Origin of the sequence: Paraconexibacter sp. AEG42_29 (genome assembly GCF_040581415.1) — a bacterium.
GTDB lineage: Bacteria > Actinomycetota > Thermoleophilia > Solirubrobacterales > Solirubrobacteraceae > Paraconexibacter.
On the sequence record NZ_CP114014.1, the window covers coordinates 677,829 to 701,920 of the forward strand.

The window sequence follows — 24,092 nt, forward strand, 5'->3', positions numbered from 1 at the left end:
CGACGCTCATTCGTCGGGACTCGCGAGCGCGTTGACAGCCGCGGCGGCGATCGCGCTGCCGCCGCGCCGGCCGTGGACGACGAGGTACTCGAGGCCGAGGTCGTTCGCGGCCAGCGCCGCCTTGGACTCCGCCGCGCCGATGAAGCCGACCGGGATCCCGATGACCGCCGCCGGCCGCGGGCCACCGGCGGCAACGAGGTCGAGCAGGTGGAAGAGCGCGGTCGGCGCGTTGCCGAAGACGACGAGCGCGCCCTCGAGGCGCTCGCGCCACAGCTCGACGGCGGCCGCCGTGCGGGTGTTGCCGATCTCGGCGGCCAGCGGCGCCACGCGCGGATCGGTGAGGGTGCAGACCACGTCGTTGCCCGCCGGAAGGCGACGACGGGTGACGCCCGAGGCGACCATGTTCGTGTCGCAGAGCACCGGGACGCCCGCGCGGAGCGCGGCCTCCGCCGCGGGCGCGAACCCGGGCGACGCCGCCACGTCCGGCACCAGGTCGACCATGCCGCAGGCGTGGATCATGCGCACGATGGTCCGCTCGAGGATCGGCTCGACGCCGGCCAGGTCCGTCTCGGCGCGGATCGTCGCGAACGACTGCCGGTAGATCTCGGCGCCGTCGCGGATGTAGTCGGTCATGGCGTGAGTCCTTCGCGGGAGGCAGGGGAGGGACGCGCACGGTCGGCGGTCGCCAGGAGGTCGAGGGCGGCGGGCACGTCTGCGGCCCGCAGCGGGTCGTCGCCGGGGCGGTCGACGAGCAGGCCGCCATCCGCGCTCGCGCGGATCGTCAGCGCGCCGGAGGGGGACCCGCAGCCACGCTCGCACGCGGTCCAGTGCTCGCGCACCGGCCCGTCGCCGCCGGCGGGTCGGTCGCTGCCCGTGCCCGCCGCGCGTGCCGCGGCTCGCCCGGCCGCGAGCGCCCGCACATCGAGGAGCGCGCTCGCGCAGGCACCCTGCCCGGCGCACGCGGAGAGCCCGTCCCAGCCAGATCCCTCCATGGTGACGAAGCCCAGCGCGCCGAGCTCGGCCAGGACGGCGTCGGCGTCCCCGGCGGGAACATCGGCCAGCGTCAGGGTGCGGTCAGGCGACAGGCGCACGTCGCCGCCGTGGCGGGCGGCGAGACGGGACAGCGGCATGAGCGTGTCCTGCGGGAGCCGTCCCAGGGGCGGAAGGACGGTCAGCGCGACGCGCCCGTCGGCCTGGGTGGTCGTCCCGATCGCGAGCGGGCGCCCGGCACCGAGCACCGCGCCACCGGTCAGCGCGCCGCCCAGCGCGGCGGCGATCCGCGCCGTCCCGTCCGGCAGGTCGCTGATGCGCCATGTGCGCTCGGCGTCGACCGGCAGGGCACGGAGGAAGGCGTGGGCCGCCGAAAGCATGAGCTGCGCAGCACCGCCCGCGTCGGTCGTGAGCGTGGTCGCCGCACCGGCCAGGTACAGCCGCAGGGTGGTCGCCCGCACGCCGCGTCCCGCCGCGGTCCCGCCGACCGCGTCCCCGCCGACCGCGTCCCCGCCGACCCCGCGGCCGCCGACCACGGGCCCGGCGGCCGCCAGCTGGGCCACCAGGGTGACGTCGGCGCCGTGCCGGGCGAGGGTCGCGCTGCCGTCCTCGATCGCGAACAGGAAGCGTCCGGGCAGGCCGGCCAGCACCGGGTCCGCGCACAGCGCGCGGTCGAGCGCCGCAACCAGCGCGTCGGCGTCGACGAGCGCCGCCGGATGCCGGGGACCGAGCGGCGGCGCGACGACGTTGCGCACGCGATCGTGACCCGGCGACGGCAGCAGACCGGCGGACCACAGGCGGTCGGCGGCGGCACGCGAGTCGCCCGCGTCGAGCCCGCGGACCTGCATGCTCGCGCGCGAGGTGAGCTCGACGAGGCCGTTGCCCAGTCGGCTCAGGTCGGCGATCGCGTCCAGGCCGGCGGCCGGGAGGCGCCCGCCGGGGAGTCGGACGCGCGCCAGCGCGCCGTCGGCGGCGTCGTGAAGGCGCAGGACGCCGGGACAGCGGTCGTCGTTGACGACGGCAGGGATGATCGTGCGCTGCGGCATCACCAGGATCGACGGCCCGCGGTCGCGGATCCGGCTGCGACGGCTCGGAACATCGGTCGCGAGCATATCCAGCGCCCCTGCGAAAGGCCTCCCCGCCCGGGGGTCGCGGGGCGCGCCGTGCTCGCGTGGCCAGGGGCGCTCGGGTAGTATCCGCCGGACGTTCGACGACGGAGGAAGCCGGTGCAAAACCGGCGCGGTCGCGCCACTGTGAACGGGCTGCAAACGGCCCGCAAGCCAGACACTCCACCGCCGGACGACAACCACTGACTGACGGGACGCGTGATCCCGAGGAAGGCCTCACCAGATGTCCGAGACGCTTGTTGAACGTGGCACCGGAGCCGTCGCCGGCCCCATCGCCTCGCCGAAGGAACTGCTGCCCTACGCGATCTTCGGGGGCTTGCTCATGTCCCTCCTCGTGTACTTCGTCGGCGCCGAGGAAGGCGCCGCATCGCTGATCGGTGGCAGCTCCGTGCACGAGTTCGTGCACGACGCGCGGCATCTTCTCGGCTTTCCCTGCCACTAGCGGCACGGGCTCAGCGACATGGTTCGTTCCCTCCTGATCCGGGGGATGCTGGTCGGCCTGCTCGCAGGCCTGCTCGCGTTCGCCGTCGCCTACATCTTCGGCGAGCCCCAGGTCCAGAAGGCCATCGACTACGAGGGCGCCCTCGCGGCGGCCGCCGGTGAGGCCGGCGGGGAGCCGCTCGTCAGCCGCGGCGTCCAGCGCTCGATCGGCCTGGCCACCGGCACGATCGCGCTCGGTGTCGCCCTCGGCGGCATGTTCGCGCTCGTGTACGCGTACGCGTACGGCCGCATCAGCGTCAAGGGCGCTCGCTCCACGGCCGCGGCACTCGCGCTGACCGGCTTCGTGACGATCACCCTGGTGCCGTTCACCAAGTACCCGGCGAGCCCGCCCGCGCTCAACGCGGACGACACGATCGACCGGCGCACCCTGCTGTTCTTCGCGATGGTCGCCATCTCGATGCTGGCGTTCGTCGGCGCCGCGCGCATCCGGCGCGAGTTCCTCGATCGCCTCGGCCCCTGGAACGCGGCCATCCTGGCCGGGGTGACGTTCATCGCCGTGATCGTCGTCGCGCAGCTGATCCTCCCGGCGGTGCACGAGACGCCGGCGACCTACCCCGCCGACGTGATGTACCGCTTCCGCGTCGCCTCGCTGGCGATCAGCGCGACGCTCTGGGCGACGATCGGCCTGGCCTTCGGGGCCGCGGCCGAGCGCCTGCTCGCCCCCGTCGCCGCACGGCGCTCAGCGCCCGCCGGCGCCGAACCCGCCTGACGGACGTCCCGCCGGGGCCGGCCGCCCGGCCGTCGACCGGATGCAGCCAGTCGCGCTCAGCGTGACTGGCTGCATTCCGTTTCCGCGACGGCTCCCGGTGGGGCCGCGCACGTCGCTGTTGCGCTCTCCCGGCGCGGGGCGCGAGACTCGGCAGCATGAGCACCACCGAGCGCACGTACGACCAGGCTGTCGCCGACCATCGCTGGGAGGTGCCCGACCGCTACAACATCGCCCAGGACGTGTGCGAGAAGCATCCGCCGGAGCAGCTGGCGATGGTGCACGAGCACTTCGACGGGACGGTCCGCGAGCTCGCGTGGGGTGAGCTGCAGGAGCTCGCGAACCGCGCGGCGAACCTGCTGCGCGAGGCCGGGGTCCAGAAGGGCGACCGCGTCGCCGTCGTCCTGCCGCCCACACCCGAGACCGCGGCGCTGTTCTTCGGCACGTGGAAGCTGGGCGCGGTGCTGCTGTCGATGTCGGTCCTCTACGGGGACGACGGGATCGGCTACCGGCTGGAGGACTCCCGGTCGAAGGTGCTCGTCACGGACGCGGCCAACGTCGGCCGCTTCGACACCTCGCTGGTCGAGACCGTGATCGTGCTCGACGCCGACGTCCTGGCGGCTGCCGACGCGACCCCGGTCCTCGCCGACACGCACAAGGACGACCCGGCCCAGCTCTACTACACGTCGGGCACCACGGGCACGGCGAAGGGCATCGTCCACGCCCACCGCTACCTGCTCGCCCACAACGAGTTCGTCTACGCCCACGACGTGCAGCCCGGCGAGCGGTTCCACGGCATGGGGGAGTGGGCGTGGGCGGCGGGGATCGCGCCGCTCCTGGGGCCCTGGCGGCTGGGCGCGGTGCAGTGCGTGCTGCAGCGCGAGGGCGGCTTCGACGGTCGCCGGCAGCTGGACTTCCTCTCGCGCCACGAGGTCACGAACGTCTTCACGACGCCGACGGCGATGCGCTCGATGATGTCGATCGCGGACGCGGGCACGACGTACCCGCAGAAGTTCCGTGTCGTCTGCAGCGCCGGCGAGCCGCTGAACCCGGAGGCCATCCGCTGGTTCCGCGAGCAGTTCGGCCTGACGTGCCTGGACTACTACGGGATGACCGAGTCCTACCCGATGGTCGCCAACTACCCGTTCATGGAGGTCCGGGAGGGGTCGATGGGCAAGCCCTGCCCCGGGTGGGAGATGGCGATCCTGGACGAGGACGGCGTCCCGGTCACCGAGCCGGAAACCCGTGGCGAGATCGCCCTCAAGGCGCGGTCGAACCCGCACTACCCGCTGGGATACTGGAACCGTGACGAGGACACCGAGCGCGTCTTCGGCGGCGAGTGGTTCCGGACGGGCGACGCCGCCAGCGCCGACGCCGACGGCTACTACTGGTACGAGGGCCGGGCGGACGACCTCATCATCGCCGCCGGCTACCGCATCGGTCCGTTCGAGGTGGAGTCGGCCTGCCTGGAGCATCCGGCGGTCGCCGAGGCGGCGGCGGTCGCCTCACCCGACGAGCGCCGCGGCCATGTCGTCAAGGCGTTTGTCGTCCTCGCCGGCGGCCACGAGCCGACCGACGAGCTGGCGGACGAGATCAAGGCCTTCGTCCGCGAGCGGCTGTCGGCGTACGCCTACCCACGGCTCATCGAGTTCGTCCCGGACCTGCCGAAGACGCTGACCGGCAAGATCCGCCGGATCGAGCTGCGCCAGCAGGAAGCGGAGCGGGCGAAGGGCGGCTGAGCCGTCAGTCGCGGAGCGTGCGCTCGAGCACCGCTTCGTGCGTCGGCTTGGCCTCGGCGAGCCGCTGCCGGCCGGCGTCGGTGATCACCGCGAAGATCCCGCGCCGGTCGGAGGTGCAGCTGCGACGCTCGACCAGGCCCTCGTCCGTGAGCCGGCCGATCAGGCGTGAGAGCGCGCTCTGGCTCATGTGGACGTCGTCCACGAGCTGCTGAAGGCGACAGCCGTCCACGTCGTTCTCCGCGAGGTGCTGCAGCGCCTCGAACTCCGTGACCGACAGGCGGTGATGGCGTTCGAGCTCACGCTCGAGCGCTTCGTTGACCCTGGCATGACGGGCGAGCAGCTCGCGCCATTCACCCATGAGAGACGACCCGGTTGTGCTCATGGTTCGCTACACAGTAGCTCATAGTGCATGCATGCGGTGTCAATGCATGGTCAATCAATGAATGCGGTGACATTGCATGCACATGCATGTATAGTCTCGCCGCATGCCTTCCACCCACATCACCGACGACCGTTTCGACAAGCGGGCCTGGGCCCTGCTGCTCGTCGTCTGCGGCGCGGTCTTCCTCGACGGACTCGACGTCTCCATGGTCGGCGTCGCGCTTCCGTCCATCGACTCCGACCTCCACCTCTCCACCACCAGCCTGCAGTGGATCGTCTCGGGCTACGTGCTCGGCTACGGCGGGTTCCTGCTGCTCGGTGGCCGTGCCGCCGACCTCCTCGGCCGGCGCCGCGTCTTCCTCGCCGCGCTCGTCGTCTTCGCCCTTGCGTCCCTGCTCGGCGGCCTCGTCTCCGACGGCACGCTGCTCATCGCGACGCGCTTCCTGAAGGGCATCGCCGCCGCGTTCACCGCGCCGGCCGCCCTGTCGATCGTCACCACCACCTTCTCCGAAGGGCCGGCGCGCAACCGCGCCCTGGCCATCTACGCCGCGACCGGGGCCACCGGCTTCTCGAGCGGCCTGATCTTCGGCGGGGTCCTGACCGAGCTCGGCTGGCGCTTCACGTTCCTGGTCCCCGTCGTCCTGACGGCAGGCCTGCTCGTGCTCGCCCTCAAGTACATCCCGGACACGGGCGTGCCGGAGCGGGACGGGCGCACGTTCGACATCCCCGGCGCGTCCCTGATCACGGGCTCGATGCTGCTCGCGGTCTTCACGATCGTCGAGGCCCCGAATGCCGGGTGGACCTCGATGCGGACCCTCGGCGGCGCGTTCGTCGCCCTCGCGCTGGTCTCGCTCTTCATCCAGATCGAGCAGCGCAGCAAGCATCCGCTGGTGCGCCTCGGCATCCTGCGCTCGGCGAAGCTGCGCCGCGCGAACCTGACAGCCATGACGGTCTTCGGGGCCTGGATCGGCTTCCAGTTCGTCGGGACGCTGTACATGCAGCAGCTCCGCGGCTGGTCGGCCTTCGAGATGGCCGGGGCGTTCCTGCCCGCCGGCCTGATCGTCGCCTTCGGCTCGCCGCGCTCGGGCACCCTGGTCAACCGCTTCGGCACCGCCCGGGTCGTGACGGCCGGCATGGCGTCGTTCGTCGGCGCCTACGCGCTGTCGACCGGGATCACCGCCGACTCGAGCTACGCCACCGGGATCCTCCCGACGATGGTGCTCGGCGGCCTCGGGTTCATGTTCACCTTCGGCCCGCTCAACATGGCGGCGACCGAGGGGATCACGGACGACGAGCAGGGCCTGGCGTCCGGCCTGCTGTTCACCTCCCTGCAGTTCGGCGGCGCCGTCGCGCTCGCCATCGCCACCGCGGCGATGGACGCGGCGACCGACGCCTCGCAGTCCCCGGCCGGCTCCGCCGCCGCCCAGCTCGACGGCTACCACGCCGCCCTGCTGGTCTCGGTCGCCGTCGCCGTGATCGGGTTGGGGGTGGCCGCCTCCGGGCTGGTCGGCCCCGCACGCGCCTGGGCGGGACGGTTCCGCTCGGCGTGGCAGACGTCCTACAACGCAGCCGGAGATCACCGATGAGCCCGATGACCCTCACCCCGCCCACCATCGAACCCGCGGCCGTCGCGGCGCGCCGGGACCTGACCGTCCCGCCGGTCGCCGACGCCGCCGCCTCCCGTCGGGCCCTCCGGGCGATGGCGGGGGCCCAGGCCACCTGGCTGCGCGAGCGGCCGGGCGGCCGGCGCCCCGCCTGACGTCCCGGAGCAGCCTGCGCCCCCGGGCGCCGAGCGTCCATTCCCCCGTCTCCACGCGCGGGGAAATCGACGTTCGGCGCCGGGAGCGGGTGTCACGCGCCGGGGGCCCGTCCGCGCGATACTCATCGAGTGAGCGATCGCAACGTGCTGGGTGGGGAGCTCGAGCTGTGCGGTATCGACCCCGTCACCGGCTTCTTCCGTGACGGCTGCTGCACCACCGGGCCTGAGGACCTCGGCAGCCACACGATCTGCGCCGTGGTGACCGCCGAGTTCCTCGAGCACCAGCGGGCGATCGGGAACGACCTCGGCACGCCGATGCCGCAGTTCCAGTTCCCGGGCCTCGTCCCGGGTGACCGCTGGTGCGTGACCGCCGCCAACTGGCTGCGGGCGCACGAGGACGGCGCCGCCGCGTTCGTCGTGCTCGCCTGCACGCACGAACGGGCGCTGGACATCGTCCCGCTCGAGATCCTGCGCGAGCACGCGGTCGACGTCCCGGCCGACCCGGGCACCCTGGCGGACTAGGAGCGCCGACCGCGCGCACGGCTCGGGTCAGTCCGCGCAGGCCGGTGCCGACCTGCGTCAGAAGTGGCCGACGACGTTGTCCGCCGAGACGCGCCGGTCATCCTCCGGGGCGGGCCGCAGGATCAGCACCTCGGTCGGCGCCTTGGTGAGCAGCCACTGCAGGTCCTGGGCGCTGGGCCCGCCACGCGGGTTCGCGGACGCCGACACGATGATCCGGTCGACCGGCTCGTCGGCGATCACCTGGCGCAGCGCGTCGCGGAACGAGCGCCCGCGGCCGACGCGGGCGTCCACCCGGACGCCGGCGGCGATCGCCCGTTGCTCGATCGCCTCCAGCAGCGGCATCGCCTGCAGGCACTGCGCGGGCAGCGGGGCCCCGAGCGGCAGGTGCCGGGGGACGCTGGCGAGGAACGCGGGCATGATGATCGCGTCCTCGGCGCGGGCCAGGCGGATGGCCGCCTCGAGGGACCGGCGGGAGATCGACGTGCCGGTGAACGGCAGCAGGATCCGGCGCGCCGTGCCGCCGTCGCTGTCGCCGGACTCGTCCCGCCTCCGGCCACGGCTACCACGCGGTCCGCGGCCGCCGCGGGAGCGCCTTGGCAACGCGCGCCCCGGCAAGGAGCGCGACGGCCGCGAGCGCCGTGGCAGCAACCAGGCGACGATCAGCCCCGCCGCAAGGCCGGTGACGACTGCGGCCGTCAACAGCAGCGCGGTCACGGTCCGTCCGTCCGGTCGTGCCGCGTCGACCGGTCCGCGACGATCCGCACGTCGACCGCCGGCAGCGCGGACATCAGGCGCTGGGGCAAGGGTGTCGCCAGCCGGCCGAGGCCGCGGGCCGGACGCGAGCGACCGAGCAGGATGTACGTCGTCCCGCGGGTGCGGGCCACGGCGGCGACCGTCCCCGCGACGTCCCCGGACGCCTCGACGAGGAACGTTGCGCCCAGCAGCGACGCGAGCTGGCGCAGGGCGCCCAGCTGCCGCTCGACCTCGCCGTCCGCGCGGCCGCCGGCGTAGGCCGGGGGCGCCACCCAGAGCAGGTCCAGATCGGCGCCGAGCCGCTGGGCCGACCGCCAGGCGCGGCGGACGAGGCGCTGCGCGGCCGGGACGGGCTCGACCAGCGCGAGCAGCCGCTCGCCGACCGCCTGCGGGGTGTCGCGGGCCAGCGCCTGCGTGCGCGTGCCGACGGCCCCGGTGACGAGCCGCCGGGACTCGACCTCCTCCGCCACCTGTCGCAGCGCGACCTCGCGCAGCGCCGCCAGGTTCTCGATCCGGAAGAACCCGTTGAGCGACGCCGCGATCCGCGCGGCCGGGTAGACCTTCCCGTCGCGGAGGCGCGCCAGCAGTGCCTCGGGGGTCAGGTCGATCAGCACCACCTCGTCCGCGCGGCCGAGGACGGCGTCGGGGAACGTCTCGCGGACGCGCACCCCGGAGAGCTCGGCGACCTGGTCGTTCAGCGATTCCAGGTGCTGGACGTTGACGGTCGAGAGGACGTCGATGCCGGCGGCGACCAGGGCCTCGACGTCGTCGTGGCGCTTGGGGTGCTCGGTGCCCGGGGCGTTCGTGTGGGCCAGCTCGTCGACGAGGCAGAGCGCCGGGGCGCGGGTCAGCAGTCCCGGCAGGTCGAGCTCGTCGAGGGTGACGCCGCGGTGGACCAGGGTGCGGCGCGGCAGGACCGGCAGACCCGCGACGAGCGCGGCCGTCTCCGCCCGGCCGTGGCTCTCGACCACGCCGACCACGACGTCGCGCCCGGCCGCAAGCGCCGCGTGCCCGTCCTGGAGCATGCGGAACGTCTTGCCCACCCCCGGGGCCATCCCGAGGTAGATGGTCAGGTGACCGCGACGGCCGACGGTGCCCGCGTCCTCGCCCACGGCCTACGCTCCGAAGACCCCATGGACCACGAGGTCGATCAGCTTGATCCCGGCGAACGGCACGATCAGCCCGCCGAGCCCGTAGATCAGCAGGTTGCGCTGCAGCAGGGCCGAGGCGCCCACGGGCTTGTACTGCACGCCGCGCAGGGCGAGCGGCACGAGGAACGGGATGATCAGCGCGTTGAAGACGATCGCGCTGATGATCGCCGACTGCGGCGTCCCGAGCTGCATGACGTTGAGGTCGTCGAGCGGTCCCCGCGCACCGTCCTCCGTGGCGTAGGTGAAGGCGAAGATCGCGGGCAGGATCGCGAAGTACTTGGCGACGTCGTTCGCGATCGAGAACGTGGTCAGCGCGCCACGGGTGATCAGCAGCTGCTTGCCGACCTCGACGATCTCGATGAGCTTCGTCGGGTTGGAGTCCAGGTCGACCATGTTGCCGGCCTCGCGGGCGGCCTGGGTGCCGGTGTTCATCGCCACGCCGACGTCGGCCTGGGCCAGCGCGGGCGCGTCGTTCGTGCCGTCGCCGGTCATCGCGACGAGGCGCCCCTCGGCCTGCTCGGCGCGGATCAGCTCGAGTTTGCGCTCGGGCGTCGCCTCGGCCAGGAAGTCGTCCACGCCGGCCTCGGCCGCGATCTTGGCCGCGGTGAGCTTGTTGTCACCGGTCACCATGACGGTGCGGATGCCCATCGCCCGCAGCCGCTCGAAGCGGGCCGCCATGCCGTCCTTGACCGTGTCCTTCAGATAGATGACGCCGAGCACGCGACCGTCCCGGGCCACGGTCAGCGGGGTGCCGCCGTCGTTCGCGACGCGGTCGACCACGGCCTGCAGCTCCGGCGGGGTCTGCCCGCCCTCGGCGCGGACCCAGTCGGCGACCGAGTCGGCTGCGCCCTTGCGCAGCTGCGTGCCGTCGACGTCGACGCCGGACATCCGGGTCTGGGCGGTGAACGGGACGAACGTGGGGGCGGCGTCCCCGCCGGCGGCGAACTCCCGCTCGCGGATCCCGAACTGCTTCGCGAGGACGACGATCGACCGTCCCTCCGGCGTCTCGTCCGCGAGCGAGGACAGCTGAGCGGCCTCGGCCAGCTCGGCCTCGGTCACCCCGGGCATCGGCAGGAACTCTGCCGCCTGCCGGTTGCCGAGCGTGATCGTGCCGGTCTTGTCGAGCAGCAGGACGTCGATGTCGCCGGACGCCTCGACGGCACGACCCGACAGGGCGAGCACGTTGCGTCGCACGAGCCGGTCCATGCCCGCGATGCCGATCGCGCTCAGCAGCGCGCCGATCGTCGTCGGGATCAGCGCCACGAGCAGCGCGACCAGCGTCGTGGTGGAGATCGTCGTGTCCGCGTAGGCGGCGAACGGCTGCAGCGTGACGACGACGAGCAGGAAGATCAGCGTCAGCCCGGCGAGCAGGATCCCGAGCGCGATCTCGTTCGGGGTCTTGCGCCGCTCGGCGCCCTCGACGAGCGCGATCATGCGGTCCAGGAACGACTGCCCTGGCTCCTGCGTGATCTCGACGACGATCCGGTCCGACAGGACGCGGGTGCCGCCGGTGACGGCGCTGCGGTCGCCGCCGGACTCGCGGATGACCGGGGCGGACTCGCCGGTGATCGCCGACTCGTCCACCGAGGCGATGCCCTCGACGACGGTGCCGTCCCCGGGGATGCCCTCGCCCGCCACGACGACGACGCGGTCGCCGCGGTGCAGCTCGTTCGCCTGCCGCGTGGTGCCGTCCTCCATCGTCGCCACCGACTCGGTGCGCATCGATCGCAGGGCGTCGGCCTGCGCGCGGCCGCGGCCCTCGGCCAGCGCCTCGGCGAGGTTCGCGAAGACCACGGTCAGCCACAGCCAGACGGCGATCGTCACCGTGAACGCGACGGACTCGTCACCGCCGCCGAAGGCGCTCCCGTCGACCAGCTGGTACCCGAGCGCGAACGTGACGAGGAACGCGCTGACCTCGACCACGAACATGACGGGGTTGCGGACCTGGATCCGGGGGTCGAGCTTGCGGAGCGACCCGATGAGCGCCGGGCGCAGCAGGTCGGCGGTGAACAGCGACTGCGATTCGCGTGGGTTCATGACGTGGCCTCGAGGTTCCGCAGGGAGCGGTTGAGCTCGGGGACGTTCACGCCCGGCTCGCCGAAGACGCCCAGGAAGCGACCACGGGAGTGCTTCCGGACGAGCGCGGCGACCTGCGCCGGCGGCAGCCCGCGCGCGGCGGCGACGCGGCGGGCCTGGATCGCCGCGTTCGCCTTCGAGATCTCGGGGTCGACGCCGGACCCGGAGGTCGTGACCGCGTCGATCGGGATCTTCCCGACCGTCAGCCCCGGGCTGGTCGGCGCGTTGAGCGCCAGGTAGGCGGCCGCCTCTTCCTTGTAGAACTGCCGTGCGGTGTCCGAGTTCGGGCCGCGGTTGGAGAAGTACGACGTATCCGTCGCGTAGCCGGTCGCGGACGGACGCGGCTGGAAGAACGACGGGTCGGGCGCGGTGACGGGATCGCCGTTGTCGTCCTGCTTGCCGGTGTCGAGGGTGGGCGCGACGCCCAGCAGTCGCGATCCGGTGACCTGACCGTCCGACGCGATGAACGACCCGTTCGCGCGGTCCGGCATCGTGAGCTGGGCGACGCCGGTGACGACCGCCGGGTAGGCGAGCCCGAGCAGGACGGTCAGGACGACCATCGCGCGGACCGCGGTGAGGACTTCTTTGGGCAAGGGCATGGGCATTGGCTGGGATCCGGGCTAGAAGAGGTGGTCGGTCAGGCCCTGCACGACGGGGCCGAGGAGGAGGGCGGGGAAGAACGTCAGCGCGCCGATCAGCACGACGACGCCGATCAGCAGCCCGGCGAAGGTGCCGGTGTCCGTCCGGAGCGTGCCCGCCCCCACGGGGGCGGCGCGCTTGCCGGCGAGCGAGCCCGCGAGGGCCAGCACGATCAGGATCGGGACGAAGCGGCCGGCGAGCATGACGAGCCCGCCGATCACGTCCGCGAACGTCACGCCGTTGGAACCCGCGTTGCCGGCATCCGGCTGCAGGAAGCCCGTGTAGCCGGCGAAAGCCGACCCGTTGTTGTTGGCCTGCGAGAGGTAGGCGTAGAACGTCTCGCTGAAGCCCTGCGGCCCGGTCGCGTAGATCGACGGTGCGCCGTACTTCGTCGCCAGCGCCAGCCCCGAGCCGAGCAGCACGAGCAGCGGCGTGACGAGGATGCCGAGCGAGACCAGCTTGATCTCCTTGGCCTCGATCTTCTTCCCCAGGAACTCCGGGGTGCGGCCCACCATCAGGCCGCCGATGAAGACCGCCAGCAGGACGTACATCAGCATCGTGTAGAGGCCGGTGCCGACGCCGCCGAAGACCGACTCGCCGTAGCCCAGGTTGACCATCGGGACCAGGCCGCCGAGGCCGGTCATCGACTCGAACGCCGAGTTGACGGCGCCGCACGAGGTGACGGTGGTGACGGCGGTGAACAGCGCGGACATCGTCGACCCGTTGCGCAGCTCCTTGCCCTCGAGGTTCACGCCGTGCAGGCCCGCGATCGTCTGCGCGGGCGTCCCGTGACGCTCGGCGGCGAAGACCACCGCGACGCTGACGAGGAACAGCAGGCTCATCGCCCCAAAGACCGCCCAGCCCTGCCGCCGGCTGCCGACCATCCGGCCGTAGGTCATCGTCAGCGACGCCGGGATCGCCAGGATCAGCAGCATCTCGAGCAGGTTCGAGAACGCGGTGGGGTTCTCGAACGGGTGCGCGGCGTTGACGTTGAAGAAGCCGCCGCCGTTGGTGCCGAGCTCCTTGATCGCCTCCTGCGAGGCGACCGGCCCGCGGGCCACGCCATGCGCCGTGGCGCCGAGCGTCTGCAGGACGCCCTGCGTCACGAGCACCAGCGCGGCGACGAACGCGATCGGTAGCAGCACGTGCGTGATCGCGCGGGTGAGGTCCTGCCAGAAGTTGCCGATCGTGCCGGCGGCCGCACCGGCATCGGGATCGCCGGCCGTCGGGACGCGGCGGCCGGCGAGCGCCCGGATCAGCGCGACGGCGACCGCAAGGCCGACCGCGGCCGAGACGAAGTTCTGCACCGTGAGGCCGACGGCCTGCGAGACGTACGTCATCGTCGTCTCGCCGCCGTAGAACTGCCAGTTCGTGTTGGTGACGAACGACGAGACGGTGTTGAACGTCACGTCCCAGGGCGCCGAGCGGAAGTCGCCGTGATTCAGCGGGTGCAGGCTCTGCGTCCGCAGGATCACGAACAGCAGCAGCCAGCCGGCCGCCGAGAACAGCAGGACGGAGCGCGCGTACGCCTTCCAGTCCTGGGGATCCGGCTCCCACCGCCCGCCCCGGCCGCCGACCCCGAGCAGGCGGTAGGTCCCGCGCTCCAGGCGGCCGCTGAGCGGGTCGAGGAACGTGCGCTCCCCGCGGAAGACGCGGGCCATGTGGCCGCCGAGGAGCGGGACGATGGCGACGATCAGCGCGCAGAAGAGCGCGATCTGGAGGATGCCCTGGGCCATGGCGGACTACAGGTCCTCGCCGCGGAGCAGCGCGTAGACGAGGTAGAGCGCGACGAGGGCGGCCACGCTGACGCCGAGGGCGTTCGCGAGCGTCATACGCGATCGAGTCCCTTGAGGACGAGGGCCAGGGCCGCGAAGCACGCGACCGCGATGGCGAGAGCGAGAAGATCCATGCCTGCACTGTGCGCCCAGCCCCGTGTGGGCCGCATGGGCAGGCCCGGGCCCGGCGTGCAGATGTTGTGAAGATCGCCTCAGCCCGCGAAGCGGTACCCGACGCCCGGGTCCGTGCGGATGATCCGCGGCGGCCCGTCGCCCGCCTCGATCTTGCGGCGCAGGTTCGCGATGTGCGTCCGCAGGACCGCCGTGTCGTCGGCGTATCCGGGTCCCCAGACCTCGACCAGCAGCGAGCGGTGCGTCAGCAGCCGACCGCGGTTGCGGGCGAGCTGGCGCAGCAGGTCGAACTCGATCGGGGTGAGGTGGACGTCGGTCCCGCCCCGCCGCACGACCCGAGCGGCGAGGTCGATCGTCAGGCCGCCGGCCTCGATCAGCGGCTCGTCGGGGACGGCGCCCGTCCGTCTCAGTGCGGCCTGCAACCGGGCGACGAGCTCGCGCGGGCTGAACGGCTTGGTGACGTAGTCGTCGGCCCCGGACTGCAGCGCGCCGACCTTCATGTCCTCCTCGTCGACGGCGCTGAGGACGATGATCGGCATGGCGCTCCACTCGCGCAGGCGGCGGCACAGCTCGACGCCGTCGCCGTCGGGCAGGACGAGGTCGACGATCGCCGCGTCGGGCGGCCGGACAGCGGCCTGGTCGAGCGCGGACTCCATGGTCGCGGCCTCAGCCACCTCGTAGCCCGCCTCGCGCAGGATGACCTTCAGCGCCCGCAGGATCTGGGGCTCGTCGTCGCAGACGAGGATGCGGCTGCCGGCGCTCATGGCGACGCCTGCGGGACGGCCTGGACCGGCTGCTCGGCCAGCGGGAAGGACACCACGAAGCTCGAGCCCTGGCCGGGCAGCGACTCGACGCCGACCTCGCCGCCGTTGGCCTCCACGAACCCGCGGACGATCGCGAGGCCCAGGCCGGAGCCCGCGGGGGCACCGGACCCGTCGTGCGGGCCACGCCAGAACGGCTCGAAGACACGCTCCTGGTCGGCCGGCGTGATGCCCGGTCCCTGGTCGACGACGCGCACGACCAGCCGCGTCCCGACCGCCCGCGCCCGGACCGACACCACCTCGCCGGGGGCGTGCCGGACCGCGTTCGCGATCAGGTTCGTGAACGCCCGCTCGAGCTGGGCCGCGTCCGCCCGCAGCAGCGGGAGCTGCGCGTCGATCACGAAGCGGACGTCCGGCGCCGGCTCGGGCAGGCCCTCCGCGGCGGCGTGGAGGACCTCGTCCAGCGCGCACCAGTCGGGACGCGGGGCCGCCGTCCCCGCTTCCAGGCGCGAGAGGTCCAGGAGGTTGTCGACCACGCGGGCGAGCCGCTCGGCCTCGACGACGACGCCCCCCGCGAGCGCCTCGCGGTCCTCGGCGTCCAGGGCGGCCGAGCCGAGGGCGGTGCCGGCGGTGATGATCGACGTCAGCGGGCTGCGCAGGTCGTGGGAGACGGCGCGCAGGATGGCGGTCTTGACGACGTCGCTGCGCCGCAGTGCCTGGGTCTCGACGACCTCGGCCTGCAGCGCGTCGCGCTCGAGCGCGGCCGCGAGCAGCGCCTCGAGCGCCGGCAGCACGTGCGCGAGCAGCCGGTCGCGGAGTGCGGGGTCCAGCGCGGCGGGTAGCAGCAGCGTCGCCACGGTGCGATCGCCGGCGCGGAGGGGGTAGGCCTCGCGGCGCGGGTCGCCGGCCGTGTCGACCGCCCCCCGCTCGAGCGCCGCGGACGGGACGCCCAGCGCCGCCGCGACCCGGTGGGCCGCGGTCCGCAGGAGCTCGTCGGGGTCGCCGCCGGCCAGCATGCCCCGCGCCAGCTCGGCCGCGAGGTCGGCCTCCTGGCGGCGGGCCTCGGCCTCGCCGGCGCGGGCCCGGGCGAGGTCCGCCACGCGGCTGGTCGCGATCGCGACGACGACGAAGGTCAGCAGCGCGGCGAGGTTGCGATCGTCGGCGACGGTCAGGCGGCCCGTCGGTTCCAGGAAGCAGACGTTGAAGGCGAGCGCGGACGCGAGCGCCGTCGCCAGCGCCAGCCGCAGCCCCCAGTACGTCGCCACCAGCAAGACGGGCAGGATGTAGAGGACGGCGAGCGACGCGGCCGGCGTCAGCTCGTCGAGCCCGGCCACCGCGGCGGTGCAGCCCCCGACGCCCAGCGCGGCGACGGCCGCCCCGGCGCGCATCGGCGGCCGGTGGCCCGGCAGCAGCAGTGGGGGGACGGACTCCATCGCCACCGGAGCCTACGCGGCGCGCGGCCGCGGGAAGGGCGTCAGCAGACGCCGGCGGGCACGCGTTCCCACTCGTGCCGGGCCCCGTCGAACGCGTCCCAGTCCAGGCTGGGGCCGTCGGGGGCCGGTGGTGCGGGGGGACCGGGGTCCTCGGGAGGCCCCGGACGGTTGCGCCGGCGCTGGCCGCCGTCCTCGTCGTCGCTGTCCGACGTCTCCTCGGCCCGGGCCGGGCCGTCGTTCCGGCGGCCGGTCACGAACAGCGCCAGCGCCAGCAGCAGCGCGGCGACGCAGGCGAAGCGCGAATCCTCGTGCAGCGCCACCTTAATCAGCGAGTACGAGACGAACGCCAGGAACGCGGCGAACGTGAGGATGATGATCGCGATGTAGCTGCCGACCAGCGCCCGGTCGAAGCCGACGGGCGAGACCACGAGCGTGGCCGTGCCGGCGACGGTGAACAGGGAGAGGAGGATCCAGGGAGTCGTCACGGTTCGGCGAGGGTCCGGCGGCGGGGCGGGCTACGGCGAGCGACGATGTTACGCGGACGTACGAGCAGAGCGCAACCGACGACCGGGCCGAACGTCAGCCCGATTGCCGCGCGGCGGCGGTCAGCCGGACTGCGGCAGCAGGCCGTCGAGCTTCGACTGGGTGCGCATCTCCGCCAGGATGCGCTCGAGCCGCGGCTCGTTGTCGTTGTCGACGTGGATCATCGTCGCCGCGACCGCCGGGTGCACCGCGGCGATCTGCCGGTGCATCTCGTGGGCGACGGCGCGGTAGGACGGGTGGCCCTCGCGGCCGGACCGCAGCTCGATCAGCTGCATCGCCTCACGCGCGTTCAGGTCCAGGACGTAGCGCATCCGGTACCCGAGGCAGAGCGCGTACATCGCGACCCGCGCGTCGTGGCCGTCGTCGAGGATCCGCTGGTGCGCGACGCGCGAGAGCTCGAGCGCGTGGCGGTACTCGCCGCCGCAGCCGGCGAGGTCGACCTCGTCCGGGACGCCTGCGCCGAGGTCCGGCGTGAGCTTCTGCCACTGCACCGTCAGCATGCGGTGGCGCTGCAGATCGCGGAAGGCGCCGTAATCGGACACGATCTCGAAGCGGTAGCGCAGCGCCTCGTAGCCCCGCCCGGGCCGGTGACGGCGGTTCGCGCGCTCGCCGACGAGGTCGCTGAGCAGTGCAGCCCGCTCGTCGGGGGACAGGGCGGTGAGGCGCATGCGGGCGTCCTCCTCGCTCGTGCCCGCCGCCTCGAACAGCAGCGCGGCGAGGAGCGCGTCCTCGTCGCCGTCGACGTGCAGGAGCCGCACCGACGGGCGCCCGGCGTCGGCGGCCGCGGGCCGGTCCAGGCCCAGGCGCGTGACCCAGCGCGCGGCGGCGGCGTCGCGCTCCTGCAGGTAGCCGATCCACTCGCCGCCGCGCTCGGGGCGCGGGATGCGGGAGACGAACGACGGCATGATCGCCTGGATGGCGTCCAGGATCTGGGTTCCGGCCTCGCGGGCCTCCGGCAGGGGATGTGCCAGGAGATGCAGGATCAGCTGCTCGTAGGTCTGGCCGGTCGCGTAGATCCCCATGTGCGACAGGGACGATGCGGGCAGCAGGCCGCGGACCAGGTCCAGGGCCTTCGCGGCGATCGCGCGGTCACGGGCGGGCCCGGGGTCGCCGGGGAACGAGCCGTCGACCCAGGCGCGGACCTTCGGCAGCAGCCCCGAGTAGACGCCGAAGATCTCGTCCATCGAGCGTTCGTAGACCGGGCCGAGGGCGGGGTCGCGGAAGTAGCGATAGCGGGCGTGCTTGGTCCCGGCGCCGTCCATCGGGACGTCGTAGGCGATGTACCGGGTGGACTGCTCCAGGTACGCCCCGAGCCGCGGACGCTGCAGGACCTTGGTCAGGACGTTCGAGACCCACTCGCAGGCGACGTGCGCCCCGCCGAGCTGCGCGACGCTGTCGTCCCCGTAGCCGACGAAGATCCGCTCGTAGAGCTCCGCCGCACGGGCACCCTCGGTGTCGTCCGAGCCGCCGGCGACGACCGGGAGGGAATCCGCGAACTCGTCCAGGAACATCCGGCGCAGGGTTCCCGGGTACCGCGAGTAGCGCGCGAACATCGCGCCCTTGACCGTCTCCGGCAGGTTCGTCAGCGCGAAGACCGGGCGGTCCAGGTTCGTGACGTGCGGCGCGAGGCGCGCCTGCTCGTCCGGGGTGAAGCTCTCGACGGGGTAGTCCATACGGGGTTCGTGACCCTAGCGCGCCGGGCGGCGTCGAACGCGTCCCGGGTGAGCCTGGCGTCAGCGCTGAACACCGAGCGTCAGGCCGCCCGTGTAGCCGCTCGCCGCGGTCGCCCCCCGCCGTTTGAGGGCGAGGACCGCGCGCGACCCGCCCTCCGCTCCGAAGATGCCGTCCGACGCGTTCGTCGTGTCCTGCCGGCCGCGTGCGCGGTAGCGGCCCTGGGCGTAGACCGCCTGGGTCACCGCGGGGCGGAAGTACAGCTGCCCGGTGTGGACCACGTCCCCGCCCACGAAGACCTTCACGTGGATGTGCGGCGTGCGGCCCGGATACCACCCGGGGACGATCGTCGTGAACCGGGCCACGCCGCTGCGGTCGGTCCGCTGGGCGCCGCGCATGAACGTCTTGCCGGAGGTGCCTTCGCTCGCGATCCCGGAGTACTTCCCGCCGGCGTCGGTGTGCCAGAGCTCGACGACCGCGCCGCGGATCGGACGGCACGTCCCCGCGTCCACGACCTTCAGCCGCAGCGCCAGGTTCGTCCCCGTCCGCCCGCCGCGGAGGTCGCGGCGCAGCAGGTCGACGTCGAGGTAGAACGGGCCCTCGGTCGACTCCTGCTGGAGCACGCAGTCGGCAGCGACGGCAGGGTCGGCGCCCACCAGCCGCCAGGCCCCGAGCGCGCCGGCGGCACCGGCTCCCGCCAGCACGACGAGGGCCTCGCGGCGGCGGAGGGCATCCGTCCAGGGCAACGGTGGAGAGGGCATCGCGGACCCGAACCTATCCCGTCCGGGCCTGGCTCCACGCCGGTTCGGTGCAGCCTTACTGCACTTAAACGGTAGGAAAATAGGGCACTACTCCAGTAGGGAATGTGTATTCTGGCTAATCCCGACTGACAAACACCTGTTTTGGAGGACTCACCCGTGAAGCGCACGCTGCCGACCCTGACCGCCCTGCTGGCCACCACCCTCGTGGTCGCCGGCTGCGGTGGCGCGTCGGATACGAACGACGGAGCAGACAACGCGAGCGCGTCGTCGGGCAAGGCGACCCTGAGCCTGGTCGCCTACTCCACCCCGCAGGTCGTCTACGACGAGATCATCCCGGCGTTCAAGAAGACCCCGGCCGGCGAGGGCATCGGCTTCAAGACCAGCTTCGGCGCGTCCGGCGACCAGAGCCGCGCGGTCGAGGCCGGGCAGAAGGCGGACGTCGTCTCCTTCTCGATCGAGCCCGACATCACGCGCCTCGTGAAGGCCAAGCTCGTCGGGGAGGACTGGAACACGACGCCGAACAAGGGCCTCGTCACCACGTCGCTCGTCTCCTTCATCGTCCGCAAGGGCAACCCGAAGAACATCAAGACCTGGGACGACCTGCTGAAGCCGGGCGTCAAGGTCCTCACGCCGAACCCGTTCACCTCGGGCGCGGCGAAGTGGAACATCCTCGCGGCCTACGGGCAGGCGTCGGGCAGCGGCAAGGACCCCGCGGCCGGCCTGAAGTACGTCGAGAAGCTCATCAAGGACCAGGTCGTCGTGCAGGACAAGTCCGGCCGCGAGGCGCTGCAGAACTTCACGTCCGGAACCGGCGACGTGCTGCTGTCCTACGAGTACGAGGCGACGACGGCGCAGAAGAAGGGCGAGAAGGTCGACTTCGTCACGCCGGACGACACGATCAAGATCAACATCGACATCGCGAAGACGCTCGACGCCGACCCGTCGGCGCAGGCGTTCCTGGACTACGTCCTGTCGCCCGCCGGACAGGAGAAGTTCGCGGACTGGGGCTACCGCCCGGTGAACCAGACGGTCCTGGACGCCAACAAGGACAAGTTCCCGGACCCGTCGGGCCTCTTCACGATCGAGGACCTGGGCGGCTGGACGAAGGTCAACGACGAGCTGTTCGACCCGGAGAAGGGCTCGGTCGCCAAGATCGAGGCCGAGGCCGGGGTCTCCACGGACAAGTAGATGAGCACCTCCCTCGTCAAGGACGTGCCTGAGCTCCCGGACGCGGCGAAGCAGCCCGCCGGGGGGCCCGGGCGCGGGCGAGGGAGCCGTTCCGCGCGTCGTGCGCGGGCGGGCGGCGCCGGCCCCCTGGGGGTCGGCGTCGTCACGATCTGGCTGAGCCTGATCGTCCTGCTGCCGCTGGCAGCCGTCACCGCCAAGTCGTTCGAGGACGGGACGGACACCTTCTGGACCGCCGTCAGCTCGCGCCAGGCGGTCAACGCGCTGGTGTTCACGCTCGTCGTGTCGCTCATCGCCGCGGCGATCAACGCGGTGATGGGGACGCTCGTGGCGTGGGTCCTCGTCCGCGACAAGTTCCGCGGCAAGGCGGCCGTCAACGCCCTGATCGACCTGCCGTTCGCGCTGCCGACGATCGTCGCCGGCCTGACGCTGATCGCGCTGTACGGCCGCAACTCGCCGGTCGGCATCGACGTCACCTACACGCGCGTGGCGGTCCTGCTCGCGCTGATGTTCGTCACGCTGCCGTTCGTCGTCCGCTCGGTGCAGCCGGTGCTGCACGAGCTCGACCGCGAGATGGAGGAGGCGTCGACGTCGCTCGGCGCCACGCCCGGTCAGACGTTCCGCCGGATCGTCCTGCCGAACCTGCGTCCCGCGATCCTCTCGGGCGCCGCGCTCAGCTTCGCCCGCGCGGTCGGCGAGTTCGGGTCGATCGTCCTGATCAGCGGCAACGTCCCGTTCAAGACCGAGGTCAGCGCCGTCTACATCTTCAAGCTGCAGGAGTCGAGCGACAACCCGATCCGGGCGGCGGCCGTCTCGGTCGTCCTGCTCGGGCTCTCGCTCGCCGTCCTGATCGGCATCCGCATCTTCGAGCGCCGGGGAGGCGACCATGGTTGAGACATCCCGCTGGAGCCGCATCTCGCTCCGCGTCATCGCCCTCGGCTACCTCGCCCTGCTCCTCGGGATCCCGGTCGGCGTCGTCCTCTACCGGACGTTCGAGCACGGGGTCGGCCCTGTATGGGACTCGGTGACGACCCCTGCCGCCATCTCCGCCTTCACGCTGACGCTGACCGTGGCCGCGATCGCCGTGCCGCTGAACACGGTGCTCGGCATCCTCACCGCCCTGGTCCTGGTCCGCGGCCGCGTCCGCGGGAAGGCGATCCTCGAGGCGATCGTCGACCTGCCGTTCGCGATCAGCCCGATCGTCGTCGGCCTCGCGCTCATCCTCGTCTACAGCCGCACGGGTTGGTTCGGCCCGTGGTTCATCGACCATGGCTTCCCGATCATCTTCAGCCTGCCGGGCATCGTCCTGGCGACGGTGTTCGTCTCGCTGCCGTTCGTCGCCCGCGAGGTCGCCCCCGTGCTGCGCGAGATCGGCGACGAGCAGGAGCAGGCAGCCGCCACGCTCGGGGCGTCCTCCTGGCAGACGTTCTGGCGCATCACCCTGCCCGCCATCCGCTGGGGCGTCGCCTACGGCGTCGTCCTGACGGTCGCCCGCTGCATCGGCGAGTTCGGTGCGGTCTCGATCGTCAGCGGCAAGATCTCAGGGGAGACCGAGACGCTCACCCTGCTCGTCGAGAAGCGCTTCAACAACTTCGACCTGGCGGGGGCGTACGCCGCCTCCGCGCTGCTGTCCGTCATCGCTCTCGTCACCCTGCTCGCGATGACGCGGCTCAACCCCCGGAAGGACCTGTAAGCCCATGATCACCGTCGAGAACGTCCAGAAGCACTACGGCGACTTCCACGCCCTGAAGGGCATCGACCTGGAGATCGAGTCCGGGTCGCTGACCGCGCTGCTGGGCCCGTCAGGGTCCGGCAAGTCCACCCTCCTGCGCGTGATCGCGGGGCTCGAGGTCCCTGACTCGGGGCGCGTGATCCTGGACGGTAAGGACGTCACGCGGCTCGCACCGCAGCAGCGCGGCATCGGCTTCGTCTTCCAGCACTACGCCGCGTTCAAGCACATGAACGTCCGCGACAACGTCGCGTTCGGCCTGAAGATCCGCAAGCGCCCGAAGGCCGAGGTCAAGCAGAAGGTCGACGAGCTGCTCCGCGTCGTCGGCCTCGACGGCTACCAGCAGCGCTACCCGTCGCAGCTCTCGGGCGGCCAGCGGCAGCGGATGGCGCTGGCGCGGGCGCTCGCGATCGAGCCGGCGGTCCTGCTCCTGGACGAGCCGTTCGGCGCGCTCGACGCGAAGGTCCGGGCCGAGCTGCGGACGTGGCTGCGCCGCCTGCACGACGAGGTCCACGTCACGACGGTCCTGGTCACCCACGACCAGGAGGAGGCGCTCGACGTCGCCGACACGATCGCGGTCATGGACGCCGGCGACATCGCGCAGACCGGCAGCCCGCGCGAGCTCTACGACGCGCCGACCTCGGAGTTCGTGATGTCGTTCCTGGGCCCGGTCGCGCGCCTGAGCGGCGGCCTGGTCCGCCCGCACGACCTCGACCTGTCGCTCGAGGCGCGCGAGGGCGCGCTGGAGGCGCAGGTGACGCGCGTCGTGCACCTCGGGTTCGAGGTCCGCGTCGAGCTCGAGCTCCCGGAGACCGCCGAGCCGGTCGTCGCCCAGATCACCCGCGGCGAGGCGCAGGCGCTGGAGCTGAAGGCGGGGGACATCGTCTGGGTCCGGGCGTCCGCGCAGGGGACGGGGCTGCCGGCCGCGCCCGCGGTGTCGTTGGACAAGGCGGCCTGACGGCCGCCGGGCGCTACCGCGTGACCCAGGCCTCGGGGTCCTCGGACAGCTTGACCACGTCGCCCGGGAGCGCGCCGGCCGCCAGTTCGGCGAGCGAGACGCGCTCCAGCACGGCCCGCAGGTTGTGCCGGACGGCGATCCAGACGCGCTGCAGCGGCTCGGCCGAGCCCTCGTAGGGAACATCCTCGGGACGCTGGCCACGGACGGACGCGAGCGGCCCGTCGACCGCGCGGATGATGTCCGCCACCGAGATCTCGGCCGCCGGGCGGTTGAGCCAGTAGCCCCCGTCCGCACCGCGCTGGCTGCGCACCAGACCCGCGTGGCGCAGGTCGCCGAGGATGTTCTCCAGGAACTTCATCGGGATGCCCTGGGTGGTCGCGATCGCCTCGCCCTTGGTGGGGCGCTCGGTCGCCTCGTTGGCGGCCAGGTGGATCGCGGCCCGGACGGCGTAGTCGGCCTTCGCGGAGATGCGCATTGGCCGCCATCCTCCCGCACGGGGCGGCGTCGCGCGCTGCCGCGCTGCGAATGTGGCGCGGGCTGTTGCTCTGCGCGCGTCGTGCAGACACCGGCGGCATTCGGGGTCGGTGGCGCTGACGCCGAGGGCCTGGTGGTCGGTGGTCGGCGGCGCTGACGCCGAGCGGGGCATGGGGCGGGCGGCTGGCCGGGGCGGACGCGTGGTGGATCGCACAACTCCGTGGAGGATCCGGCGGGGCACGCCCCCCAAACCCTCCGCGCGCGCGGGGCACGGCCGGGCGGCAATGCCACCTCGGAGGATTCGGCGGGGCATACCCCCCAAACCC

General features: G+C 72.7%; 25 protein-coding genes and 1 riboswitch. Of the genes, 10 read left to right on the forward strand and 15 right to left on the reverse strand.

The features are described 5' to 3' along the window. Nucleotides 1–6 precede the first annotated feature (6 nt). The gene (locus tag DSM112329_RS03225; RefSeq protein WP_354700370.1) at nucleotides 7–633 is read right to left on the reverse strand and encodes a precorrin-8X methylmutase; all 627 of its coding nucleotides are present in this window, start codon (nucleotides 631–633) and stop codon (nucleotides 7–9) included. Next, nucleotides 630–2,102: a precorrin-3B synthase gene (locus DSM112329_RS03230; RefSeq protein ID WP_354700371.1), complete on the reverse strand. Its 1,473-nt coding sequence runs from the start codon at nucleotides 2,100–2,102 to the stop codon at nucleotides 630–632. Before DSM112329_RS03230 ends, DSM112329_RS03225 begins: the two co-directional genes overlap by 4 nt. Before the next feature lie 62 nt (nucleotides 2,103–2,164). Beyond that, nucleotides 2,165–2,301: riboswitch (cobalamin riboswitch) on the forward strand. A 39-nt stretch (nucleotides 2,302–2,340) separates the two neighbouring features. Here DSM112329_RS03230 and DSM112329_RS03235 point away from each other — a divergent pair. The 3 genes from DSM112329_RS03235 to DSM112329_RS03245 all read left to right on the forward strand — a co-directional run bounded on the left by DSM112329_RS03235 (nucleotide 2,341) and on the right by DSM112329_RS03245 (nucleotide 5,063). Further along, on the forward strand, nucleotides 2,341–2,559 hold the full coding sequence (locus tag DSM112329_RS03235; RefSeq protein ID WP_354700372.1) for a CbtB domain-containing protein: 219 nt from the start codon (nucleotides 2,341–2,343) through the stop codon (nucleotides 2,557–2,559). Nucleotides 2,560–2,577: 18 nt separating this feature from the next. Continuing rightward, a complete protein-coding gene (locus DSM112329_RS03240; protein ID WP_354700373.1) occupies nucleotides 2,578–3,327 on the forward strand; it encodes a CbtA family protein in 750 nt (249 codons plus the stop codon). A gap of 155 nt (nucleotides 3,328–3,482) precedes the next feature. Next, nucleotides 3,483–5,063 (forward strand): AMP-binding protein, encoded by a 1,581-nt coding sequence (locus tag DSM112329_RS03245; RefSeq protein ID WP_354700374.1) that lies wholly within the window; start codon nucleotides 3,483–3,485, stop codon nucleotides 5,061–5,063. 4 nt (nucleotides 5,064–5,067) lie between these two features. On the opposite strand, the gene DSM112329_RS03250 is transcribed toward DSM112329_RS03245, so the two are convergent. Then, entirely contained in the window at nucleotides 5,068–5,445 is a 378-nt protein-coding gene (locus DSM112329_RS03250) for a MarR family transcriptional regulator (protein ID WP_354700375.1), read from the reverse strand. A gap of 103 nt (nucleotides 5,446–5,548) precedes the next feature. On the opposite strand from DSM112329_RS03250, the gene DSM112329_RS03255 reads away from it, so the two are divergent. From DSM112329_RS03255 to DSM112329_RS03265, 3 genes are all read left to right on the forward strand, one after another. Next, the gene (locus DSM112329_RS03255; protein ID WP_354700376.1) at nucleotides 5,549–7,030 is read left to right on the forward strand and encodes an MFS transporter; all 1,482 of its coding nucleotides are present in this window, start codon (nucleotides 5,549–5,551) and stop codon (nucleotides 7,028–7,030) included. Next, complete coding sequence (locus DSM112329_RS03260; RefSeq protein ID WP_354700377.1) at nucleotides 7,027–7,203, forward strand: hypothetical protein; 177 nt, start codon at nucleotides 7,027–7,029, stop codon at nucleotides 7,201–7,203. Before DSM112329_RS03255 ends, DSM112329_RS03260 begins: the two co-directional genes overlap by 4 nt. 129 nt (nucleotides 7,204–7,332) lie before the next feature. Beyond that, complete coding sequence (locus DSM112329_RS03265) at nucleotides 7,333–7,725, forward strand: DUF2237 domain-containing protein (RefSeq protein ID WP_354700378.1); 393 nt, start codon at nucleotides 7,333–7,335, stop codon at nucleotides 7,723–7,725. Between the two features lie 57 nt (nucleotides 7,726–7,782). Here the strand turns inward: DSM112329_RS03265 and DSM112329_RS03270 are convergent, their stop codons facing one another. The 11 genes from DSM112329_RS03270 to DSM112329_RS03320 form a co-directional block, all read right to left on the reverse strand. Beyond that, nucleotides 7,783–8,439, reverse strand: a complete 657-nt coding sequence (locus DSM112329_RS03270; protein ID WP_354700379.1) for a universal stress protein — start codon at nucleotides 8,437–8,439, stop codon at nucleotides 7,783–7,785. Continuing rightward, a complete protein-coding gene (locus DSM112329_RS03275) occupies nucleotides 8,436–9,590 on the reverse strand; it encodes a histidine kinase (protein ID WP_354700380.1) in 1,155 nt (384 codons plus the stop codon). The genes DSM112329_RS03270 and DSM112329_RS03275 overlap by 4 nt, the downstream gene beginning before the upstream one ends. A gap of 3 nt (nucleotides 9,591–9,593) precedes the next feature. After that, entirely contained in the window at nucleotides 9,594–11,666 is a 2,073-nt protein-coding gene (kdpB, locus tag DSM112329_RS03280) for a potassium-transporting ATPase subunit KdpB (protein WP_354700381.1), read from the reverse strand. After that, nucleotides 11,663–12,304 carry a potassium-transporting ATPase subunit C gene (locus DSM112329_RS03285; RefSeq protein ID WP_354700382.1) on the reverse strand — a complete coding sequence of 214 codons (642 nt, stop codon included), beginning with the start codon at nucleotides 12,302–12,304 and terminating at the stop codon, nucleotides 11,663–11,665. Before DSM112329_RS03285 ends, kdpB begins: the two co-directional genes overlap by 4 nt. A 21-nt stretch (nucleotides 12,305–12,325) precedes the next feature. Next, nucleotides 12,326–14,080 carry a potassium-transporting ATPase subunit KdpA gene (gene kdpA / locus DSM112329_RS03290; RefSeq protein WP_354700383.1) on the reverse strand — a complete coding sequence of 585 codons (1,755 nt, stop codon included), beginning with the start codon at nucleotides 14,078–14,080 and terminating at the stop codon, nucleotides 12,326–12,328. A gap of 6 nt (nucleotides 14,081–14,086) precedes the next feature. After that, nucleotides 14,087–14,176 carry a potassium-transporting ATPase subunit F gene (locus DSM112329_RS03295; RefSeq protein WP_354700384.1) on the reverse strand — a complete coding sequence of 30 codons (90 nt, stop codon included), beginning with the start codon at nucleotides 14,174–14,176 and terminating at the stop codon, nucleotides 14,087–14,089. A 155-nt stretch (nucleotides 14,177–14,331) separates the two neighbouring features. Beyond that, nucleotides 14,332–15,015, reverse strand: coding sequence for a response regulator transcription factor (locus tag DSM112329_RS03300; protein ID WP_354700385.1), 684 nt, complete (start codon nucleotides 15,013–15,015; stop codon nucleotides 14,332–14,334). Next, nucleotides 15,012–16,445, reverse strand: a complete 1,434-nt coding sequence (locus DSM112329_RS03305) for an ATP-binding protein (protein WP_354700386.1) — start codon at nucleotides 16,443–16,445, stop codon at nucleotides 15,012–15,014. The genes DSM112329_RS03300 and DSM112329_RS03305 overlap by 4 nt, the downstream gene beginning before the upstream one ends. 41 nt (nucleotides 16,446–16,486) lie before the next feature. Next, nucleotides 16,487–16,930 carry a hypothetical protein gene (locus DSM112329_RS03310; RefSeq protein WP_354700387.1) on the reverse strand — a complete coding sequence of 148 codons (444 nt, stop codon included), beginning with the start codon at nucleotides 16,928–16,930 and terminating at the stop codon, nucleotides 16,487–16,489. A gap of 120 nt (nucleotides 16,931–17,050) precedes the next feature. Next, entirely contained in the window at nucleotides 17,051–18,661 is a 1,611-nt protein-coding gene (locus DSM112329_RS03315) for an FAD-dependent thymidylate synthase (RefSeq protein WP_354700388.1), read from the reverse strand. A gap of 60 nt (nucleotides 18,662–18,721) precedes the next feature. Beyond that, complete coding sequence (locus DSM112329_RS03320; RefSeq protein ID WP_354700389.1) at nucleotides 18,722–19,420, reverse strand: intradiol ring-cleavage dioxygenase; 699 nt, start codon at nucleotides 19,418–19,420, stop codon at nucleotides 18,722–18,724. 156 nt (nucleotides 19,421–19,576) lie between these two features. On the opposite strand from DSM112329_RS03320, the gene DSM112329_RS03325 reads away from it, so the two are divergent. The 4 genes from DSM112329_RS03325 to DSM112329_RS03340 are packed head-to-tail and all read left to right on the forward strand — an operon-like array spanning nucleotide 19,577 to nucleotide 23,292. After that, nucleotides 19,577–20,608 (forward strand): sulfate ABC transporter substrate-binding protein, encoded by a 1,032-nt coding sequence (locus DSM112329_RS03325; RefSeq protein WP_354700390.1) that lies wholly within the window; start codon nucleotides 19,577–19,579, stop codon nucleotides 20,606–20,608. Next, nucleotides 20,609–21,499: a sulfate ABC transporter permease subunit CysT gene (gene cysT, locus DSM112329_RS03330; RefSeq protein WP_354700391.1), complete on the forward strand. Its 891-nt coding sequence runs from the start codon at nucleotides 20,609–20,611 to the stop codon at nucleotides 21,497–21,499. Next, nucleotides 21,492–22,298: a sulfate ABC transporter permease subunit CysW gene (gene cysW / locus DSM112329_RS03335; protein WP_354700392.1), complete on the forward strand. Its 807-nt coding sequence runs from the start codon at nucleotides 21,492–21,494 to the stop codon at nucleotides 22,296–22,298. The genes cysT and cysW overlap by 8 nt, the downstream gene beginning before the upstream one ends. 4 nt (nucleotides 22,299–22,302) lie before the next feature. Further along, nucleotides 22,303–23,292, forward strand: a complete 990-nt coding sequence (locus tag DSM112329_RS03340) for a TOBE-like domain-containing protein (RefSeq protein ID WP_354700393.1) — start codon at nucleotides 22,303–22,305, stop codon at nucleotides 23,290–23,292. Nucleotides 23,293–23,305: 13 nt separating this feature from the next. Here the strand turns inward: DSM112329_RS03340 and DSM112329_RS03345 are convergent, their stop codons facing one another. Continuing rightward, complete coding sequence (locus DSM112329_RS03345) at nucleotides 23,306–23,767, reverse strand: Rrf2 family transcriptional regulator (protein ID WP_354700394.1); 462 nt, start codon at nucleotides 23,765–23,767, stop codon at nucleotides 23,306–23,308. Nucleotides 23,768–24,092 lie beyond the last annotated feature (325 nt).

Bases quoted from the DNA above. Each gene is read 5' to 3' on its own strand.
- kdpB (WP_354700381.1), bottom strand. From the start codon at position 11,666: ATGAACCCACGCGAATCGCAGTCGCTGTTCACCGCCGACCTGCTGCGC.
- DSM112329_RS03240 (WP_354700373.1), top strand. From the start codon at position 2,578: ATGGTTCGTTCCCTCCTGATCCGGGGGATGCTGGTCGGCCTGCTCGCA.
- DSM112329_RS03230 (WP_354700371.1), bottom strand. From the start codon at position 2,102: ATGCTCGCGACCGATGTTCCGAGCCGTCGCAGCCGGATCCGCGACCGC.
- DSM112329_RS03345 (WP_354700394.1), bottom strand. From the start codon at position 23,767: ATGCGCATCTCCGCGAAGGCCGACTACGCCGTCCGGGCCGCGATCCAC.
- DSM112329_RS03295 (WP_354700384.1), bottom strand. From the start codon at position 14,176: ATGACGCTCGCGAACGCCCTCGGCGTCAGCGTGGCCGCCCTCGTCGCG.
- cysW (WP_354700392.1), top strand. From the start codon at position 21,492: ATGGTTGAGACATCCCGCTGGAGCCGCATCTCGCTCCGCGTCATCGCC.
- DSM112329_RS03260 (WP_354700377.1), top strand. From the start codon at position 7,027: ATGAGCCCGATGACCCTCACCCCGCCCACCATCGAACCCGCGGCCGTC.
- DSM112329_RS03245 (WP_354700374.1), top strand. From the start codon at position 3,483: ATGAGCACCACCGAGCGCACGTACGACCAGGCTGTCGCCGACCATCGC.
- DSM112329_RS03320 (WP_354700389.1), bottom strand. From the start codon at position 19,420: ATGCCCTCTCCACCGTTGCCCTGGACGGATGCCCTCCGCCGCCGCGAG.
- DSM112329_RS03225 (WP_354700370.1), bottom strand. From the start codon at position 633: ATGACCGACTACATCCGCGACGGCGCCGAGATCTACCGGCAGTCGTTC.
- DSM112329_RS03305 (WP_354700386.1), bottom strand. From the start codon at position 16,445: ATGGAGTCCGTCCCCCCACTGCTGCTGCCGGGCCACCGGCCGCCGATG.
- DSM112329_RS03300 (WP_354700385.1), bottom strand. From the start codon at position 15,015: ATGAGCGCCGGCAGCCGCATCCTCGTCTGCGACGACGAGCCCCAGATC.
- cysT (WP_354700391.1), top strand. From the start codon at position 20,609: ATGAGCACCTCCCTCGTCAAGGACGTGCCTGAGCTCCCGGACGCGGCG.
- DSM112329_RS03315 (WP_354700388.1), bottom strand. From the start codon at position 18,661: ATGGACTACCCCGTCGAGAGCTTCACCCCGGACGAGCAGGCGCGCCTC.
- DSM112329_RS03255 (WP_354700376.1), top strand. From the start codon at position 5,549: ATGCCTTCCACCCACATCACCGACGACCGTTTCGACAAGCGGGCCTGG.
- DSM112329_RS03285 (WP_354700382.1), bottom strand. From the start codon at position 12,304: ATGCCCTTGCCCAAAGAAGTCCTCACCGCGGTCCGCGCGATGGTCGTC.
- kdpA (WP_354700383.1), bottom strand. From the start codon at position 14,080: ATGGCCCAGGGCATCCTCCAGATCGCGCTCTTCTGCGCGCTGATCGTC.
- DSM112329_RS03250 (WP_354700375.1), bottom strand. From the start codon at position 5,445: ATGAGCACAACCGGGTCGTCTCTCATGGGTGAATGGCGCGAGCTGCTC.
- DSM112329_RS03340 (WP_354700393.1), top strand. From the start codon at position 22,303: ATGATCACCGTCGAGAACGTCCAGAAGCACTACGGCGACTTCCACGCC.
- DSM112329_RS03235 (WP_354700372.1), top strand. From the start codon at position 2,341: ATGTCCGAGACGCTTGTTGAACGTGGCACCGGAGCCGTCGCCGGCCCC.